Annotated in this window: 13 protein-coding genes; 5 read left to right on the top strand and 8 right to left on the bottom strand. The window is 69.5% G+C overall.

The features are described from left to right. Together rpsP and rimM are read left to right on the top strand one after the other, a co-directional pair. Positions 1-363: a 30S ribosomal protein S16 gene (rpsP, locus tag OXS27_RS14925; protein WP_020092607.1), complete on the top strand. Its 363-nt coding sequence runs from the start codon at positions 1-3 to the stop codon at positions 361-363. Between the two features lie 11 nt (positions 364-374). Then, positions 375-1,064 (top strand): ribosome maturation factor RimM, encoded by a 690-nt coding sequence (gene rimM / locus OXS27_RS14920; RefSeq protein ID WP_267357018.1) that lies wholly within the window; start codon positions 375-377, stop codon positions 1,062-1,064. A gap of 52 nt (positions 1,065-1,116) precedes the next feature. Here the strand turns inward: rimM and OXS27_RS14915 are convergent, their stop codons facing one another. Further along, positions 1,117-1,908, bottom strand: coding sequence for a DUF4239 domain-containing protein (locus tag OXS27_RS14915; protein ID WP_267357016.1), 792 nt, complete (start codon positions 1,906-1,908; stop codon positions 1,117-1,119). 110 nt (positions 1,909-2,018) lie between these two features. Continuing rightward, complete coding sequence (locus OXS27_RS14910; protein ID WP_267357014.1) at positions 2,019-2,750, bottom strand: methyltransferase domain-containing protein; 732 nt, start codon at positions 2,748-2,750, stop codon at positions 2,019-2,021. A gap of 75 nt (positions 2,751-2,825) precedes the next feature. Between OXS27_RS14910 and trmD the strand changes: the two genes are divergently transcribed. Continuing rightward, complete coding sequence (gene trmD, locus OXS27_RS14905) at positions 2,826-3,566, top strand: tRNA (guanosine(37)-N1)-methyltransferase TrmD (RefSeq protein WP_267357012.1); 741 nt, start codon at positions 2,826-2,828, stop codon at positions 3,564-3,566. A 351-nt stretch (positions 3,567-3,917) separates the two neighbouring features. Continuing rightward, positions 3,918-5,087, top strand: a complete 1,170-nt coding sequence (locus OXS27_RS14900) for a phosphoserine transaminase (protein WP_267357010.1) — start codon at positions 3,918-3,920, stop codon at positions 5,085-5,087. A 121-nt stretch (positions 5,088-5,208) separates the two neighbouring features. Here OXS27_RS14900 and OXS27_RS14895 read toward each other — a convergent pair whose 3' ends face one another. From OXS27_RS14895 to tesB, 3 genes are all read right to left on the bottom strand, one after another. Further along, positions 5,209-6,708 carry an ammonium transporter gene (locus OXS27_RS14895; protein ID WP_243922695.1) on the bottom strand — a complete coding sequence of 500 codons (1,500 nt, stop codon included), beginning with the start codon at positions 6,706-6,708 and terminating at the stop codon, positions 5,209-5,211. An 80-nt stretch (positions 6,709-6,788) separates the two neighbouring features. After that, entirely contained in the window at positions 6,789-7,127 is a 339-nt protein-coding gene (locus OXS27_RS14890) for a P-II family nitrogen regulator (protein WP_010683623.1), read from the bottom strand. Between the two features lie 299 nt (positions 7,128-7,426). Beyond that, entirely contained in the window at positions 7,427-8,326 is a 900-nt protein-coding gene (gene tesB / locus OXS27_RS14885; RefSeq protein WP_267356997.1) for an acyl-CoA thioesterase II, read from the bottom strand. Between the two features lie 101 nt (positions 8,327-8,427). Here tesB and OXS27_RS14880 point away from each other — a divergent pair, with 101 nt between their 5' ends. Further along, positions 8,428-9,705 carry an FAD-dependent monooxygenase gene (locus OXS27_RS14880; protein ID WP_267356995.1) on the top strand — a complete coding sequence of 426 codons (1,278 nt, stop codon included), beginning with the start codon at positions 8,428-8,430 and terminating at the stop codon, positions 9,703-9,705. A gap of 15 nt (positions 9,706-9,720) precedes the next feature. Here the strand turns inward: OXS27_RS14880 and OXS27_RS14875 are convergent, their stop codons facing one another. The 3 genes from OXS27_RS14875 to OXS27_RS14865 form a co-directional block, all read right to left on the bottom strand. Continuing rightward, on the bottom strand, positions 9,721-10,215 hold the full coding sequence (locus OXS27_RS14875) for a cupin domain-containing protein (RefSeq protein ID WP_267356993.1): 495 nt from the start codon (positions 10,213-10,215) through the stop codon (positions 9,721-9,723). A gap of 286 nt (positions 10,216-10,501) precedes the next feature. Further along, a complete protein-coding gene (locus OXS27_RS14870; protein ID WP_267356991.1) occupies positions 10,502-12,031 on the bottom strand; it encodes a glycosyltransferase in 1,530 nt (509 codons plus the stop codon). A 19-nt stretch (positions 12,032-12,050) separates the two neighbouring features. Further along, positions 12,051-15,179, bottom strand: a complete 3,129-nt coding sequence (locus tag OXS27_RS14865) for a rhamnan synthesis F family protein (protein ID WP_267356989.1) — start codon at positions 15,177-15,179, stop codon at positions 12,051-12,053. Between the last annotated feature and the right edge of the window lie 266 nt (positions 15,180-15,445).

Genomic DNA, 15,445 nt, shown 5'->3' with positions numbered 1-15,445 from the left:
ATGGCCCTTAAGATTCGTCTCACCCGCGGCGGCGCGAAGAAGCGCCCCTACTACCGCATCGTTGTCGCCGACGCCCGCGCCCCCCGCGACGGCCGCTTCATCGACAAGGTCGGCGCCTACGACCCGATGAAGGCCAAGGACGATCCGGCCCGCATCGTGCTCGACAACGAGAAGATCCAGAGCTGGCTCGCCAAGGGCGCGCAGCCGACCGACCGGGTCCTGCGCTTCCTTGATCAGGCCGGCCTCGCCAAGCGCCCGACGCGCAACAACCCGCAGAAGGCCGAGCCGGGCGAGAAGGCCAAGGAGCGTGCCGCCAAGCGCGCCGAGAAGGCCGCCGCCCCCGCCGAGGACGCTGCGGCGTAAGGCGCTTCACCATGGCGCGCCGCCCCGCAGGTCCCTCCCCCCGCGACGGCGGCCGCCGGAGCCGCGTGAACGCGGCGATCGGCGCGATCGCGCCCGACGCCGCGACTTCGCCCAAAGCGCCCGCCCCGAAGCCGGCCGCCCCGCCCACCGATTCGAACCTCGTCCTGTTGGGCGAGTTCGGGCGGGCACATGGGCTTACCGGCGAGGTTCGCCTCAAATCCTACACGGCAGAGCCGCGGGCGATCGCCAGCTACGGTGCCCTGCTGACCGCGGACGGGCGCAGCCTGACGCTCGCCGAGGTACGCGTCGCCCCCGGCACATCCCCCGACATGCTGATCGCCCGGGTGAAGGGTGTTTCCGGACGGACTGCGGCCGAGGCGCTGAACCGCGTCGCCCTGTTCATTCCGCGCGACCGCCTGAGCGCCCCCGAGGACGAGGACGAGGTCTATGCCGCCGATCTGATCGGCGCCACGGCTTTGGACGAAGCCGGCACGGTCATCGGGACGATCGTGGCCGTCCCCAATTACGGCGGTGGCGACCTTCTGGAACTGCGCCCGCCGAACGGCGGCGCGACGGCGCTCCTCCCCTTCACCAGGGCCTTCGTGCCCCTGCTCGACGTGGCGCAGCGCCGCGTCACCGTGGTGGCGCCGGACGATCTGTTCGCGCCGCCGGGCGAGAAACCGACCGACGATCCGGGCTGATCTCGAAGCCGGTTTCCGTCGGAAAACCGGCAGCCACTTTTGCGGACCCTGCTCAGGGCGCCCGCGCAACCACGGCGGCCCGGGCGATCACCAGCGGCTCTGCGCTCATCGCCAGCGGCCCGTCGAAGGGGCGCTCGTGCAGGGCGATCAGGCCGAGGGTGGTGACCATTGCCAGCGAGAAGGTCATCAGCACCGTCGCCTGAGCAGCCGGGTGTTCCGTGTGAACGAGCCCCAGGGCTACCAGGGTGAGCGCCGCCAGGATCAGCAGGGTGAGCCACTTGGTCCCGTCGCTCGCGGTCTGGCAGAGCGCCAGCCGTTCGCCGCGGTCACCCCGCAGCGCCATGGCGGCGCTGAGAAGGGCGGCATGAGTCGGTGCGCCCGCCTCCGTGGTGATCTTCGGATCTGACACCGTCTCCAGCAGCCGCCGCAACCCGGCACCGGCTTCCGGCGCGTAGCCGCCCTCGCTCATCCGCGTCCATTCCCGTTCGATCACCGCGTCGAGATAGGCCGCGAGGGCTGACCCGATGTTGCGCATGTCGGAGGCCGAGGCGAGGCTGAGATCGTAGAGCGCTAGGGCGTCGGCGCGCTCGGCCTGGAGGGCGCGCGAGGCCGCGCGCTGGCGCTCCCAGGCATCGTTGGCCACGAAGCCAGTCAACAGGGCCAGCAGGGTGGCGAGAGCGGTGAAATAGGTGGGCACCATGCCGGCACCGAGGCGGCGCATCATCGGACGCGTCCGGCGCAGGTGAGAGAGGCCGTACAGGATTGCGCTGAGGACGCCGAACAGCAGGGCCAAAACCGCGAAGATCGCCCAGAGCGGTTGATCGAGCCAGAGTCCGAGGAGCATGCGGCGGCCTGCATCGTGGGCGACGGGGCCGCGATGCTGACAACCTTGGGCTGAGAAAGCGTGAAGTCCTGCGCCGTACGCGTCCCGGGGCAGCTATTTCCCGGCAGCCGCTACCGCCGCGTCGCCCCGTCCCGGCAGGGCCGGATCGTTTCGGGTGACGGCCTTCGATCGGTCGCGGGTGCCGAAAACACCGCGAGGTAGGCGCCATCCTTCAACGGGTGAAACCCGGTCTCGCGATACCCTGCGGCAGTGAGTTCGCAGCGCAGGAGCGCCGGAGGGGTGCCGTGGCGGGACGGGATATCGTCGGCGTCGACGATGCCGACGCGACCGCCCGGGCGCATCGCCGCAGCGAGATTGTGGAGCAGGCCGAAGGGCTGGGTGATCTCGTGGTACATGTGCACGAGGATCGCCGCATCCACGGAGGCCGGGGGCAGGCGCGGATCGTGCGGCTCGCCCCGCACCACAGTGACGTTGGCGAGGTCCTTCACCCGTGTCTCCAAGGTCGTGAGGTAATCCGTCGTGACGTCCTCGGCGAGCACCCGGCCGCCCGGGCGAACCAGCGGGCTCAGCCGGACCACGTAGTAGCCACTGCCCGCGCCGATATCCGCCACCGTCTCACCCGGGGCGAAGCCCATAGCCCTGGCGACCTCGGTGAACTCGCCGGCCTTGTCGCGCGCGGATTCCGAGGACCAGCGCGGTGCGACGATCTCGGCCACCGGCCTGTCGGGCTTCGGAAAGGCGTCGGCCGGAGCGCCCGCAGGCCCGAGCGGTTCGGCCGCGCAGACCGGTCCGGCGAGCACGAGGGACAATAGGGCCGGGACGTGGGTAAGGATTCGGATCATGGCCGGTAACAGCCCGCGGGCCGGATCGGTGCCGGTGGCGTTGACCGTGCCGCACCTGGCGCGCGATCAAGCGCCATGACGCACACGGACACGCCCTGGCGGGCCACGATCCTCACCCTCTACCCGGAGATGTTCCCGGGCCCGCTGGGCGTCTCGCTCTCGGGCGATGCTCTGACCCGCGGCACCTGGAGCCTGGAGGCCCGCAACATCCGCGAGCACGGGCTCGGCCGGCACCGGGCGGTAGACGACACCCCAGCCGGTGGCGGCGCCGGCATGGTCCTGCGCTGCGATGTCCTGGCCGCCGCCATCGACACCGCGAGCCCGCCCGACGACCCGCGCCCACGCCTGCTGATGTCCCCCCGCGGCCGGCCCCTGACCCAGGCGCGGGTGCGCACCCTCGCGGATGGCCCCGGCGCGCTGATCGTCTGCGGCCGGTTCGAGGGGGTGGACGAGCGGGTGATCGCCGGGCGCGGCCTGGAGGAGGTCTCGATCGGCGATTACGTGCTCTCGGGGGGCGAGATCGCCGCCCTGGTGGTGCTCGACGCCTGCGTGCGGCTCCTGCCCGGCGTGATGGGCAAGGTGCAATCCGGCGTCGAGGAGAGTTTCGAGGGCGGACTCCTCGAATACCCGCACTACACACGGCCCCGGGACTGGGAGGGCCGCGCGATCCCCGACGTGCTCTCCGGCGGCAACCACGCCGCCATTGCCCGCTGGCGGCGGGACGAGGCCGAGCGCCTCACCGCCGAGCGGCGGCCCGACCTCGCCGGCGCACGTCAGGCCGCCTCAAGATCGATCACAGGACCGTCCCGGTCGTAATCCAACGGATCGCGCTGCAGGGGCTGCTGCATCGGCCGCCGCAGGCGATACGGGAGCGCGATGTGGGCCGTTAAGGCTCCAATAACCACAAGCAGAGCAGACCAGACCGCCAGTATCGCGGCGCTGTGCATAGACATCGATGTACCTCAAACGCTACGCGGCACAGCATTAAGCCTAACGGGCCAAGCTTAATCGACTGTTCCGCGCTCCGGGACTGCCTGTCCCGGCCGGGGTCACCCCGTGGGAATCGCAGCGCTGGCAAACGCTTGCCAGACGCCGGGTTTCGGCGCATGCGCGAGTTCGGGATTTCCTCCCCCGCGAGGAATGCCCCTCTGCCAGGATGGATTCGCGATGACCACCCGCCCCACGCAGCGCCCGCGCGTGCCGCATTTCTCCTCCGGCCCCTGCGCCAAGCGTCCGGGCTGGACCCCGGCCGCCCTGGCCGACGCAGCCTTGGGCCGGTCGCACCGCTCCCCCCTCGGCAAGGCCAAGCTCGCCCGGGCGATCGACCTGACGCGCTCGGTCCTGCAGGTGCCCGCCGACTATCGGATCGGCATCGTGCCGGCCTCGGACACCGGCGCCGTCGAGATGGCGATGTGGACGATGCTCGGGCCGAAGCCCGTCGAGGTCGCGGCCTGGGAAGCTTTCGGCAAGGAGTGGGTCACCGATGCGCTGAAGCAGCTCAAGATCGCGCCCCGCATCCACCAGACGCCCTACGGCGTGCTGCCCGACCTCGCGGCGATCGATACCCGGCACAGCGATCTGGTGTTCACCTGGAACGGCACCGCGGCCGGCGTGAAGGTGCCGGACGGCGACTGGATCGCCGCCGACCGCGAGGGACTGACGATCTGCGATGCCACCTCGGCGGCCTTCGCGCAGCCGCTGACCTGGGACAAGCTCGATGTCGTGACCTTCTCCTGGCAGAAGGTGATGGGCGGCGAGGCCGCGCACGGCATGCTGATCCTGTCGCCGCGCGCCGTGGCCCGCCTGGAGAGCCACACGCCGTCCTGGCCGTTGCCGAAGGTGTTCCGCCTGGCGAAGGACGGCAAGCTCATCGAGGGCATCTTCAAGGGCGACACGATCAACACGCCCTCCATGCTGGCGGTGGAGGATTACCTCGACACCCTGACCTGGGCCATGGGTATCGGCGGCCTGACGGCGCTCCACGCCCGGGCGGATGCCAACGCCAAGGCGATCTACGACTGGGTGGCGCGCACCCCCTGGATCGCGCCGCTGGCGGTCGCTCCGGCGACCTACTCGAACACGGGCGTCTGCCTCGTGATTGCCGATCCGGAGGTGCTCGCCCGGGGCGACGCGGCGGTCTCGACCTTCGCGGCGGGGCTCGTGGCGCGGCTCGAGCGGGAGGGCGTCGCCTTCGATATCGGCGCCTACCGCGACGCCCCGGCGGGCCTGCGGATCTGGTGCGGCGCCACGGTGGAGACGTCGGACCTGGAGGCGCTGACGCCCTGGCTCGACTGGGCTTACTCCGAGGAGAAGGCGGCGCTGACACAGGCGGCGTAAGACGCGGACCACGCGCTGACCGCTCTTACGTCGCTTGGTAAAATCAAAAAAACCCCGGCCCTTTCGAGCCGGGGTTTTCGCGTTTGACGGACGCGGCCCCGCAGGGCCGCGCCACATGTCCTTAGTAGTTGTAGGCGCGCTCGCCGTGATCGGCGATGTCGAGTCCCTCGCGCTCCTCTTCCTGGGTCACCCGCAGGCCGATCGTCAGATCAACGAGCTTGTAGAGGATCGCCGAGCCGATGCCCGACCACAGCAGGGTCAGGCCGACCGCTTCGGCCTGGATGATGAGCTGGCCCATCATGTCGTAGGCACCGACCGCCAACTCGCCCGGCTTGGAGGTGTAGTCGGGGATGCCGACGCCGCCGAGGTTCGGATCGACCAAGATGCCGGTCGCCAACGCGCCCAGGATGCCGCCGATGCAGTGCACGCCGAACACGTCGAGCGAGTCGTCGTAGCCGAGCGCGTTCTTCACCGTCGAGCACATCACGAAGCAGACCACGCCGGCGACGAGGCCAAGCACGATCGAGCCCATCGGGCCGGCAAAGCCGGAGGCCGGGGTGACGGCCACGAGGCCGGCGATCGCGCCCGAGAGCATGCCCAGCAGCGACGGCTTGCCCTTGAGCGCCCACTCGGCGAACAGCCACGCCACCGCGGCGCCGCAAGTCGCCACGAAGGTGTTCAGCATGGCCAGCGCCGCCGTGCCGTTGGACTCGAGGTTCGAGCCTGCGTTGAAGCCGAACCAGCCGACCCACAGCAGCGAGGCGCCGATCATCGTCATGGTCAGGGAGTGCGGGGCGAGCAGATCGCGGCCGTAGCCGATACGCTTGCCCATGATCAGGCATCCGACGAAGCCCGCGATCCCGGCGTTGATGTGCACCACAGTGCCGCCGGCGAAGTCGAGGGCGCCCTTCTGGAACAGGAAGCCGGCATCCTTATTGACCGCATCCAGCGCCGCCTGAGCGGTGGCCTTGGAGGCGTCGTCAGTGGCAGCAGCGAGCGCCTTGGCGGCGTTGCCGACCGCATCCGGGCCGCCCCAGTACCAAACCATGTGGGCCATCGGGAAGTAGATGAGCGTGACCCAGAGGATCGTGAACACCACCAGGGCGGAGAACTTCATCCGCTCCGCGAAGGCGCCGACGATCAGCGCTGGGGTGATCATCGCGAAGGTCATCTGGAAGCACAGATAGACGTATTCGGGGATCACGACGCCGTTGGAGAAGGTCGCCACAGTGGAGTTGGCGTCGATCCCCTTGAGGAAGGCCTTCGAGAATCCGCCAACGAAGTCGTTGATGCCGCCGCCGTTGGTGAAGGCGAGGCTGTAGCCATAGAACACCCAGAGCAGGCCGACGATCGACACGATCGCGAAAACCTGGGTCAGCACCGAGAGCATGTTCTTGGTGCGCACGAGGCCGCCATAGAACAGCGCGAGGCCCGGCACCGCCATCATCAGCACGAGGGCCGAGGAGATCAGCATCCAGGCGGTGTCGCCCTTGTTGGGGATCGGGGACGGCGGCGGCGAGGCGGCTTCCGGCGTCGGCGTCTGTGCAAGCGACGGCTCGATCAGGATGGCGGCGATGGCCGCCCCTCCCAAGCCGAGCATGAGGGCGTGACGAAGTTTCATGGGCACGTGGCTCCCGGTCTCAAATCCGTATCGTTTCAGAAAGTCTGGACTCTGCGGGCCCGGGCGCGCCGGGCCGCGGATCAGAGCGCGTCGGCGTCGGTCTCGCCGGTCCGGATGCGCACGGCCTTCTCGAGCGGCATCACGAAGATCTTGCCATCACCGATCTGGCCGGTGCGGGCCGCTCCCGCGATGGCGTCGATGACGCTCGACGTCAGGTCCGAGGCGACGGCGACCTCGATCTTCAGCTTGGGCAGGAAGCTCACCGCGTATTCCGCGCCGCGGTAGATCTCGGTGTGGCCCTTCTGCCGGCCATACCCCTTCACCTCCGTCACCGTCAGGCCGTGCACGCCGATTCCGGTGAGCGCGTCGCGCACCTCCTCCAGCTTGAACGGCTTGATGATGGCCATCACGATCTTCATGGGCGACGCCCCCTTGGAAATGCCTGGGAACCGTTGCCGTCACCCAATCCGCGGGCAACCCTGGCGGGGTCGCCCGCAGGCTCGGGATGGCCCGCGGTCGAACGCCGCTATTCAAGGACTGTGCCAGATAAGCTTAACCGGGAACCTTTTCCTTGAACCGTCATCTGCCCACGGATTGATCGACCACGACCATGCGACGTGCACTTGCTGTGACGTTCGTGCCCTCCAATTGGGCAGTCTGCTCAACAAGCAGCATTCCCGTGAGTTGCAGATCCGCAACGCACGCACGGGAACGCGTTTTAATCCCGCTTTGGCCGAATAAGGCCTTCTTGCGCCACGGAGGCCACGAGGTTGCCGGCGCGGTCGAAAATTTGCCCGCGGGCGAAACCGCGGGCACCGCCAGCGACAGGGCTGTCCTGGGCGTAGAGCAACCAGTCATCGATCTTCACGGGTCGGTGGAACCAGAGGGCGTGATCGAGGCTCGCGGCCTGGATGGCCGGGTCGAACACCGAGCGCTCGTGCGGGATCAGGGAGACGTCGAGCAGGGTCATGTCGGAGGCATAGGCCAGCACCGCCCGGTGGAGGGCCGGATCGTCCGGCAAGGTGGCGGCAGCCCGCAGCCAGACGTTGAAGACCGGCTCGGGTGGTCGGCCGCCCTTCCCGGCGGCGATGTAGCGGTTCAGGTCGACCGGACGCAGGGCGATCGGCCGCTCGCGGCCGAAATACGCGGCAATGGCTTCCGGCATGCCGCTGCCGCCGGCAGCCGCCAGCGCCTTGCCGTCGAGAAGTCCCTCCGGGCCGGCCACGTCCGGCATCGCCGGCTGGTGAACGAGCCCCTCCTCGGCCACCTGATACGAGACCGTTGTGGCGAAGATCGCCCGCCCGTGCTGGATCGCCTTGACCCGTCGGGTCGTGAAGCTGCGCCCGTCCCGGATCCGCTCGACCTCGTACACGATGGGCTTGCGGGGATCGCCCGGCAGCATGAAGTAGGCGTGCAGGGAATGGACCGGACGATCGTCCGGCACGGTGCGGGTGGCGGCGACCAGTGCCTGGGCTACCACCTGCCCGCCGAAGACCCGCCGCCAGCCGGTTTTCGGGTTCTGCCCGCGGAACAGATCGACCTCCAGGCGTTCGAGGTCGAGGATGGCGATGAGTTCGGCGACGGCGTCGGTCATCGCGTCGGTATTAGCGTCCGTCATGGCGCGCGGGGTTTCCGTTCGTTGCCCGCGTGCGACATAGGCCTTTCGAACCGACCTAGCCAACATCTCCCGCGCGGGAGTCACACCGGAGATCTGCCACGATGACGGCCGAGACGCCCCGCCCCGGTAGCCGCCGCCTCCTGATCGCCGGGGGCGGCCTGCCCAGCCTCGCCCTGGCGCTCGCGCTCAAGCAGGCCCATGGACCCGCACTCGCCGTGACGGTGATCGATCCCTCCGGCGCCGACCCGGCGCGCCATCGCGGCCGGGCCTACGCGGTGGCGGCGGGGGCGCGACGGATGCTGAACCGCCTCGGTGTCTGGGACCGGCTCTCGGGGGCGGCCGAGCCCATCACCGAGATGGTGATCAGCGACAGCCGCCTTGCCGATCCGGTCCGCCCGGTCTTCCTGACCTTCGGCCGCGCGTTCGACCAAGAGGCGGAGGACGATCGGGTCGAAGACGATCCCTTCGCCCACATGGTGGAGGCCGAGCCTCTGGCCGAGGCGTTGGGGCAGGCCTGCCGGGAGGCCGGTGTCGCCTTCGTCTTGGCCGGCGTGGTGCGCGCGACGCAAGAGGGTCCGGCGATCCGTGCGGAGCTGAGCACGGGCGCGCAGCTGCGCGGCGATCTCTTGGTCGCCGCCGACGGCGCACGTTCGCGCCTGCGGGAGGCGGCGCGGATCGGCTGGGTCGGCTGGTCCTATCCGCAGGTCGGCATCGTGGCGACCATCGGCCACGCCCAGCCGCACGGGGGGCGAGCCTTCGAGCATTTCCTGCCCGCGGGCCCGTTCGCGATCCTGCCGCTGCGGGACGGTGGAGCCCTCGGCCATCGCTCCTCGATCGTTTGGACCGAGCGCGCCGACGCGGCCGACGCCCTGCTGTCCGGTGAGCCCGACGAAGTGCTGGCCGAGATCGAGCGCCGCTTTACCCTCGATCTCGGAACGCTCGCCCTCGAGCATGGGCCGAGCCGGCACCCCCTGGCCTTTGGCCTCGCCCGGAGTTTTTACGCGCCGCGCCTCGCCCTGCTGGGCGACGCCGCCCACGTGATCCACCCGATCGCCGGCCAGGGGCTTAACCTCGGCCTGGCGGATGCCGCCTCCCTCGCCGAGGCGGTAACCGGTGCGCTGCGCCTCGGCCTCGATCCCGGCAGCCCCGACGTCCTGCGCGACTATGAGCGCGCCCGGCGCTTCGACAGCTTCGCCATGGCGGCGGCGACCGACGGGCTGAACCGCCTGTTCTCGAACGATGCGCTGCCGCTGCGGCTCGCCCGGGATCTCGGCCTCGGGCTTGTGGACCGGCTGCCGAGGCTCAAGCGCTTCTTCATCGGCGAGGCCGCCGCCGCGCGCGGATCGCGGCCTCGGCTGATGCGCGGGGAGGCCCTGTAGCGGGCGCCCTGTTTCTCAGCCGACGACGAGCGCGCGGGCCCGGCGCATCCAGCGCAGCGAGGCCTCGACCAGCGCCGGATACCGATGCTTGAGGATCGCCGATTTTAGGAGGGTCCTGGGCACCTCCCAGAGCTGAACGGATCCGACCGGGAAATGCGCGACATCGCCCGGGGTCAGGTGATGCCGCTTGCCATCCGCTTCGGTGATGAAGACGTCGCCGTCGAGGATCGTGATGATCTCGTCGCTGTGGTGGGTCCAGCGGAACGTGCTCGCCGTGGTGCGCCAGAGATAGACGTTCGCGCTCCCATCATGGGTTTCCGAGACTTCTGCGACCTCGGTGACGGGATCGCCCGAGACGACCCACTCCGCCGGGATCGGCGCGGGGTTGAAGGCCGCGATCCCAGCCCGCATCGCGGTGCCGGCGACCGGGCGCCCGCCCTCGTGGAGACGGATCTCCACGTAGGCGCCGGCGGCGGTAAGCAGCAGGGCGGCGGCGAGGATCCTCTTCACGGTCAGCTCCGGAACGCGAGGCGCAGCACCCACTGAAATACGACAGCACTGTCGTCTATTACACCGTTCATGAGAACACATTTATAGGGAGTCTTACACGTCAGGCCGGTCTATTTGCCAGTTTTGCTTAATAGGATCTGGCGTCGACCTGGCATCCACTTGATCGACGTTCTCCCGTGCGCGGACGACGCGTGTAGCCGCTTATCCTGTGTGATGGGGGGAGCGCAGCGCTGGGGAGCGGCTGCCTCGGGCGCTCAGGATCTCACCACAGCCAACGGAACCGCAATCAGCCCTCCCGCCGCCGCTCCGTGATCCACCGTGTCGCGTCGGCCCGGGGGGCGACCACATCGGTATCGGTGCGCAGTTGTGGCGAGTAGGTGGGATCCTCCGCCAGCACGTCGTGCCAGCGGCGCAGGAAGCGCGCGGTCTGTGAGCCCGGGGCGAAGCTGGTCTGGCGCGACGCGCTCTCGTGGTGTGCCATCTCGGCGAACGGCGTGTAAACGATGCGGTAGCCGAGCTGGCGCATCTTCAGGCACAGATCGACGTCGTTGAAATCAAGGGCGAAATCCTCGTCGAAACCATTCACGGCGTCGAGCACGGCCTTGCGGGTCGCGAAGAGGGCGCCGGTCACCGCCGAGCAGTCGCGCTGGGTCAACGCCCAGTCGCCATAGGTCGGTTCCGCAGCATCCCGGTTGTACCAGGGATGGGCGAACACGTCGAAGATGCCGCCGGTCATGCCGGCATGCTGGAGCTTGCCGTTCGGAAACAAAAGCCGGCCGCCGACGCCGCCGACGCCCCGGTCGAGCGCGAAGGTCAGCAGGGCTTCGATCCAGCCGGGCCGGCGCACCACGAGGTCGTCGTTCATCAGGATGACGAGGTCGGTCTCAGCGGCCCGCCAGAGCGTGTTCATCTTGGCGGCGTAGTTGAACCGCTCCCCCGGTGCCCGGGTCGTCAGCAGGCGAGTCACCGCGAACCGGTCGGAGCGGCCGCGATAGATGGCATCGTCGGCCACGTCGTCGCCGATCAGCACCCGGATCCGGTCGGCCGGATAGGTGCTGCGGCCGAGGCTGTCGAGCAGGTTGATCACGTGCGGCTTGGCGCCCTCCACGGGGCGGCCCCGATCGTCCTTCGGCCGGCTCTGGTTGGTCGGAACCACGAGGGTGACGGACGGGCGCGGATCGAGCGTCCGGCGGATCTCCAGCGTGTCCGGCGTCAGGCCGGGACTTGTGCGCAACGGGACGCCGGTCGTCTCGAACCAGCGGTCGAGGGCGTGGGCGCGGGCCGTGCGCGTCGCCTTCGGCCGCTCGAGCGGCGAGGCGATCAGGGTCTCGGGAATCCGATCGATCCCGATGCCGGCGGAGATCGCCCCAAGCAGGAACCGGAACCACGCGGCGCTCGGGTAGCGCTGACGGAAATCCGGGAGGAGGCCTGCGAAGGCCGCGGTACGGATCAGCAGCGGAAAGCCGATGTAATCGTCGGCCATCAGCAGAGTTGGATTGAAGGCCGGCTTGCAATGGACGCTGCGGACCTGTCCGGTGCCGTCCACCACGGCGTCGTCGCCATAGAAGATGCCGATATCGGGCCGCTCGGCCAGGGCGCGCGTGACTTGCGCCACAAGGTCCGGGCGCAGCTCCGAGGCCGCCGGGGCGATGAACACGGCCCGGCAGGACGGCAGCTGCCGGGCGGCGATCTGGCCGAGGCGGCGCTCGTCCAAGGGGCGGAACTGCGCATCGAGCGGCAGCGGCAGGATCGCGTCCGGCCACGCGAGCGCTTCCCAGGAGGCCGACGGGGCCGGGACCGGCTTCTTCTTCAACACAGGTCGCGTCTCCGGGGAATCAGGACCGTTCAGCGCGGAGGCGAGACAGGCTCGCCTCCATGGCGGCCGCGACCGCGCCGGTGGACAGCCGCTCGCGGATGCGCGCCCGGGCGGCGGCACCGATCCGGGCCGCCTCTCCACCCGTCACGGCCCGGGCCGCATCGGTGAGCGCCCGGGCGAGGTCGGCCTCGTCCACCTGGCCCCACTCGGCACCGCGCAGGTACGGGCCGTAGGTCTGGTCGAGGGCGGTGACCTCGGCCTTCACGGGGAAGCCGCAGGTGGCGTCGAGGAAGTCGCGGCAGCCGCCGTAATCGGTGGCGACCACGACCTTGCCCATCTCCATCGCCTCGGCGATCGTCAGGCCGAAGCCCTCCGAGGAATGCGACGACGCGTAGACCGCGCAGAGCTCGAACAGGGCGCCGAGCTCGTTCTGCGAGAGCGGCTGGTCGATCACCACGACGTCGCCCGAGGTTCCGACGAGGTCGAGCAGCTTCTTGCCCTCCTCCGGCAGATCGAAGACGTGCTTGGTCTTGAGCACGAGCTGCCAGCCGGCTTGCCCGAGACCGGCCGCCCGGAACGCCCGGATCAGCGCGTGCGGGTTCTTGCGGGCGAGGTAGCTCGACCCGTCGAAGGCGTAGAGGATCACCCGCCTGGACGGGTCGATCGCGAAGGCCTTGCGCAGGTTCGCCTTCGCGGCGGCGCTCGCCGGCTCACCGGCCTCGTTCTCGACCACGTAGGGCACGACATCGACCGGGATGTCGGTGATCTGCCGGAAGATCGCCGCGCAGAACTCGGTCGGCGCCCAGATCGCGTCGAGCCCGTCGACGGTCGGCAGCCAGCCGCCCGGCACGTGGGAGGTCTCCCAGACGAACAGCCCGATCTTCAAGTGCGCCTGCGCGGCGGTCGCCTGCTGCGCGTCGCTCATGAGCGAGTGCCAGCTGTCGCCGTTGAAATGCACCAGGGCGACATCCGACGGTCCCGAGAAGGTCCGGGCCTGCCAAGCCGGCGCCACCCGGGCGTGGACGTGGAACGGCCGCGCCATGGGATGGATGTTCAGCGCGAAAGGCGCGCGGTGGAGCGCGCGGGCGTAACTCCGGGCCGCGACGCCGAGGCCGTTGGCGTAGTTCATCGGCGAGATGAACGACACGCGCAGCGGCCGCTCCGAAGACTCTGGTTTGCGCAGGTCCGCCCAGATCCTGGCGCCGGGATACGTGTAGGTCACGTCGAGCCGGTCGAGATCGAAGCCGCGCTCCGCGATCGCCTCCCGCACCGCCGTTCCGCCGATCGCGGCATGCTCGCCCAGCAGCGAGCGTTTCACGAATGGGAAGCCCTGGCTAAGCATGTTCTCCCAGTCGAACAGGGTGCGGTTGTTGCGCGGATCGTTGACCAGCGACATGTGCTTGTTCTGCGCCGAGAACAGGCTGCGCATCCCGAGCCCTGCGGCCCGCATCCGCTGCGAGAAGGTCAATTCGTACTCGGTGATCACCGAGTTCTTGTCCGGCCAGTTCGCCACCGACAGGAGGAAGTGATTGAACGCGTAGGACGATAGGCAGCGCCGCTTCAGGGCCAGGAAGAAGCTCTGCAGGTGATGACTGTAATAGAAGTTGTCGGCGAGCCCGATCACCGCCTCCGGGAACGCATCGATCTTCGCCAGAAGCGCAGCGAAATCGTTCCCGTCGAGGGGACCGACGAGGCTGTCGTTGGCGAGATACAGCGTCTCCGAGTCGAGGAGATCGACATCCTCCAGCAGGACATGCGCCCAGGCGGCGAAATCGAAGCCCTTGTTCTCGCGCAGATAGACCGAGGCGCACAGATCCAGGATCGCCTGTGGCACCGCGTTCTTCCGCTGGTCGGCGGCGATGATCAGGACGATGTCGGCCCCGTTCTCCGCAAAGGCCTTCAAGTAGGGCTCGACATGGCCGCGGATCCGGCCCTCCGGGCAATGGGTAATGAACAGGGCCGTGCGGTTGTGCCGGCGCGGCTCCCGCTTCAGGCAGGACAGGCGGGCGTCGGACGCCTCCGGCACCGTGCTGCCGGGGACGCGCCGGGTGAGCCGCCCCGCCTCCAGGCCGGTCAGCACGTAATCGACGAGCGGGTTGAGCCCGAGGGCAGCGACCTTCGGGTAGCGGGCGAGATACCAGGGCGCGTCGAAGCGCGGTGACGGGCTGGTGCTGCGCCCGCCATCCGCGAGGAAGTGCACCAGCGGATTCTGCCCGGCGCCGGCGCCGGCGAGGTAGGACTTCGCGTACCAGCGCGTGTCGAACCAGGGTCCGGGATCCAGCCCCTCGGCGGAGCCATGCTCCAGGAAATGGACCAGGGGGTTGAGGGCGTCGGCCCGCACGGCGGTGGATTGGGCCGCGTACCAATCCGGGTCGAACAGCGGATGGGGCGCGTAGCGGCGATAGCCGCCCGCCATGACGTAGTGCTCCAGGGGCTCAAGACCGCTGGTCGCGGCCTCGGGGCAGCGCGCGCGGTAGAATTCCGCGTCGAAGATCCCGGAGCGGCGGATCAGGTCCACGTGCCGCGACAGCCCGGCGAACTCCTCCGGATTGCGCAGGTAGCCCTGCTTCCGGCCGGTCTCGTAGTAGTGCGCGAGGGCGTTGCCGCCGGCAGCCCGGGCGTCGGGATAGCGGGACAGGTACCAAGCCGTGTCGAACAGTGGCGACGGGTCGGTGCCCGGATTGGCCAGGAAGTGCAGGAAGGCTTCTCCGCGCTGCTGCGCGCCGCCGAGATAGCGTTCGGCGTACCAGTCCGGATCGAACAGCGGGTTGGGGCGGATCCCCGCCTCGGCGCCGCGGTCGCGGTAGTGGAGCACCGGATTGATGCCCTCGGCCCGGAGCCCCGGCACGGAGTCGAGGTAAAGGTCGCCGTGGAACAGCGGGTGCGGCCAGCGCCCCTCTCGGCCGCCATGAACCGCATAGTGCACCACCGGATCGATCCCCTCCCCGACCACGTCGGGATAGCGCCGGGCGTACCAAGCGGGATCGAACAGGCCGGATGCCTTGACCGCCTGGATCAGGTCCGCCTGCCGGGGTTCGCCGCGGCGGCGCTTGAGCCGGCGGGTCAGCGGACGCGCGAGGGATTGCGCCGCCCCGGCGAGGCCGGCCTTTTCCGGTAATCCGGCGGCGAACACATTGCGAAGGCGCATGGTGGGGTCCGGATAAGCGAGAAGCCCGAACAGCTGCCCACGCCGCGATCCGCGAGAGACATCAGAGGGTTCGGCCGGTCCGGCGATCGCAGGCGGGACCGCCCCGGCCTGGGCGCCTTCCTAAAGGTCCCGGTCGCCGACGCCAAGACCCGGCCGCCAAGACCCGGCCGCGGGACGAGTGACGCCGCCGCGCCCGGGACCCGTGGGATGGCCCCCGGAAATTCCCGCCCGTCCCTATCCTGCGGTCGCCGGCTTCGTGTACGAGC

Source organism: Methylobacterium sp. GC_Met_3 (assembly GCF_026540775.1).
GTDB lineage: Bacteria > Pseudomonadota > Alphaproteobacteria > Rhizobiales > Beijerinckiaceae > Methylobacterium.
The sequence above is the reverse complement of the archived record's forward strand: the minus strand, read 5'-3'. Positions and strand labels throughout refer to the sequence as shown.

What these genes read in the sequence shown, in the direction of transcription:
- rpsP (WP_020092607.1), top strand. Translation starts at nt 1, where the DNA reads ATGGCCCTTAAGATTCGTCTCACCCGCGGCGGCGCGAAGAAGCGCCCC.
- rimM (WP_267357018.1), top strand. Translation starts at nt 375, where the DNA reads ATGGCGCGCCGCCCCGCAGGTCCCTCCCCCCGCGACGGCGGCCGCCGG.
- OXS27_RS14915 (WP_267357016.1), bottom strand. Translation starts at nt 1,908, where the DNA reads ATGCTCCTCGGACTCTGGCTCGATCAACCGCTCTGGGCGATCTTCGCG.
- OXS27_RS14910 (WP_267357014.1), bottom strand. Translation starts at nt 2,750, where the DNA reads ATGATCCGAATCCTTACCCACGTCCCGGCCCTATTGTCCCTCGTGCTC.
- trmD (WP_267357012.1), top strand. Translation starts at nt 2,826, where the DNA reads ATGACGCACACGGACACGCCCTGGCGGGCCACGATCCTCACCCTCTAC.
- OXS27_RS14900 (WP_267357010.1), top strand. Translation starts at nt 3,918, where the DNA reads ATGACCACCCGCCCCACGCAGCGCCCGCGCGTGCCGCATTTCTCCTCC.
- OXS27_RS14895 (WP_243922695.1), bottom strand. Translation starts at nt 6,708, where the DNA reads ATGAAACTTCGTCACGCCCTCATGCTCGGCTTGGGAGGGGCGGCCATC.
- OXS27_RS14890 (WP_010683623.1), bottom strand. Translation starts at nt 7,127, where the DNA reads ATGAAGATCGTGATGGCCATCATCAAGCCGTTCAAGCTGGAGGAGGTG.
- tesB (WP_267356997.1), bottom strand. Translation starts at nt 8,326, where the DNA reads ATGACGGACGCTAATACCGACGCGATGACCGACGCCGTCGCCGAACTC.
- OXS27_RS14880 (WP_267356995.1), top strand. Translation starts at nt 8,428, where the DNA reads ATGACGGCCGAGACGCCCCGCCCCGGTAGCCGCCGCCTCCTGATCGCC.
- OXS27_RS14865 (WP_267356989.1), bottom strand. Translation starts at nt 15,179, where the DNA reads ATGCGCCTTCGCAATGTGTTCGCCGCCGGATTACCGGAAAAGGCCGGC.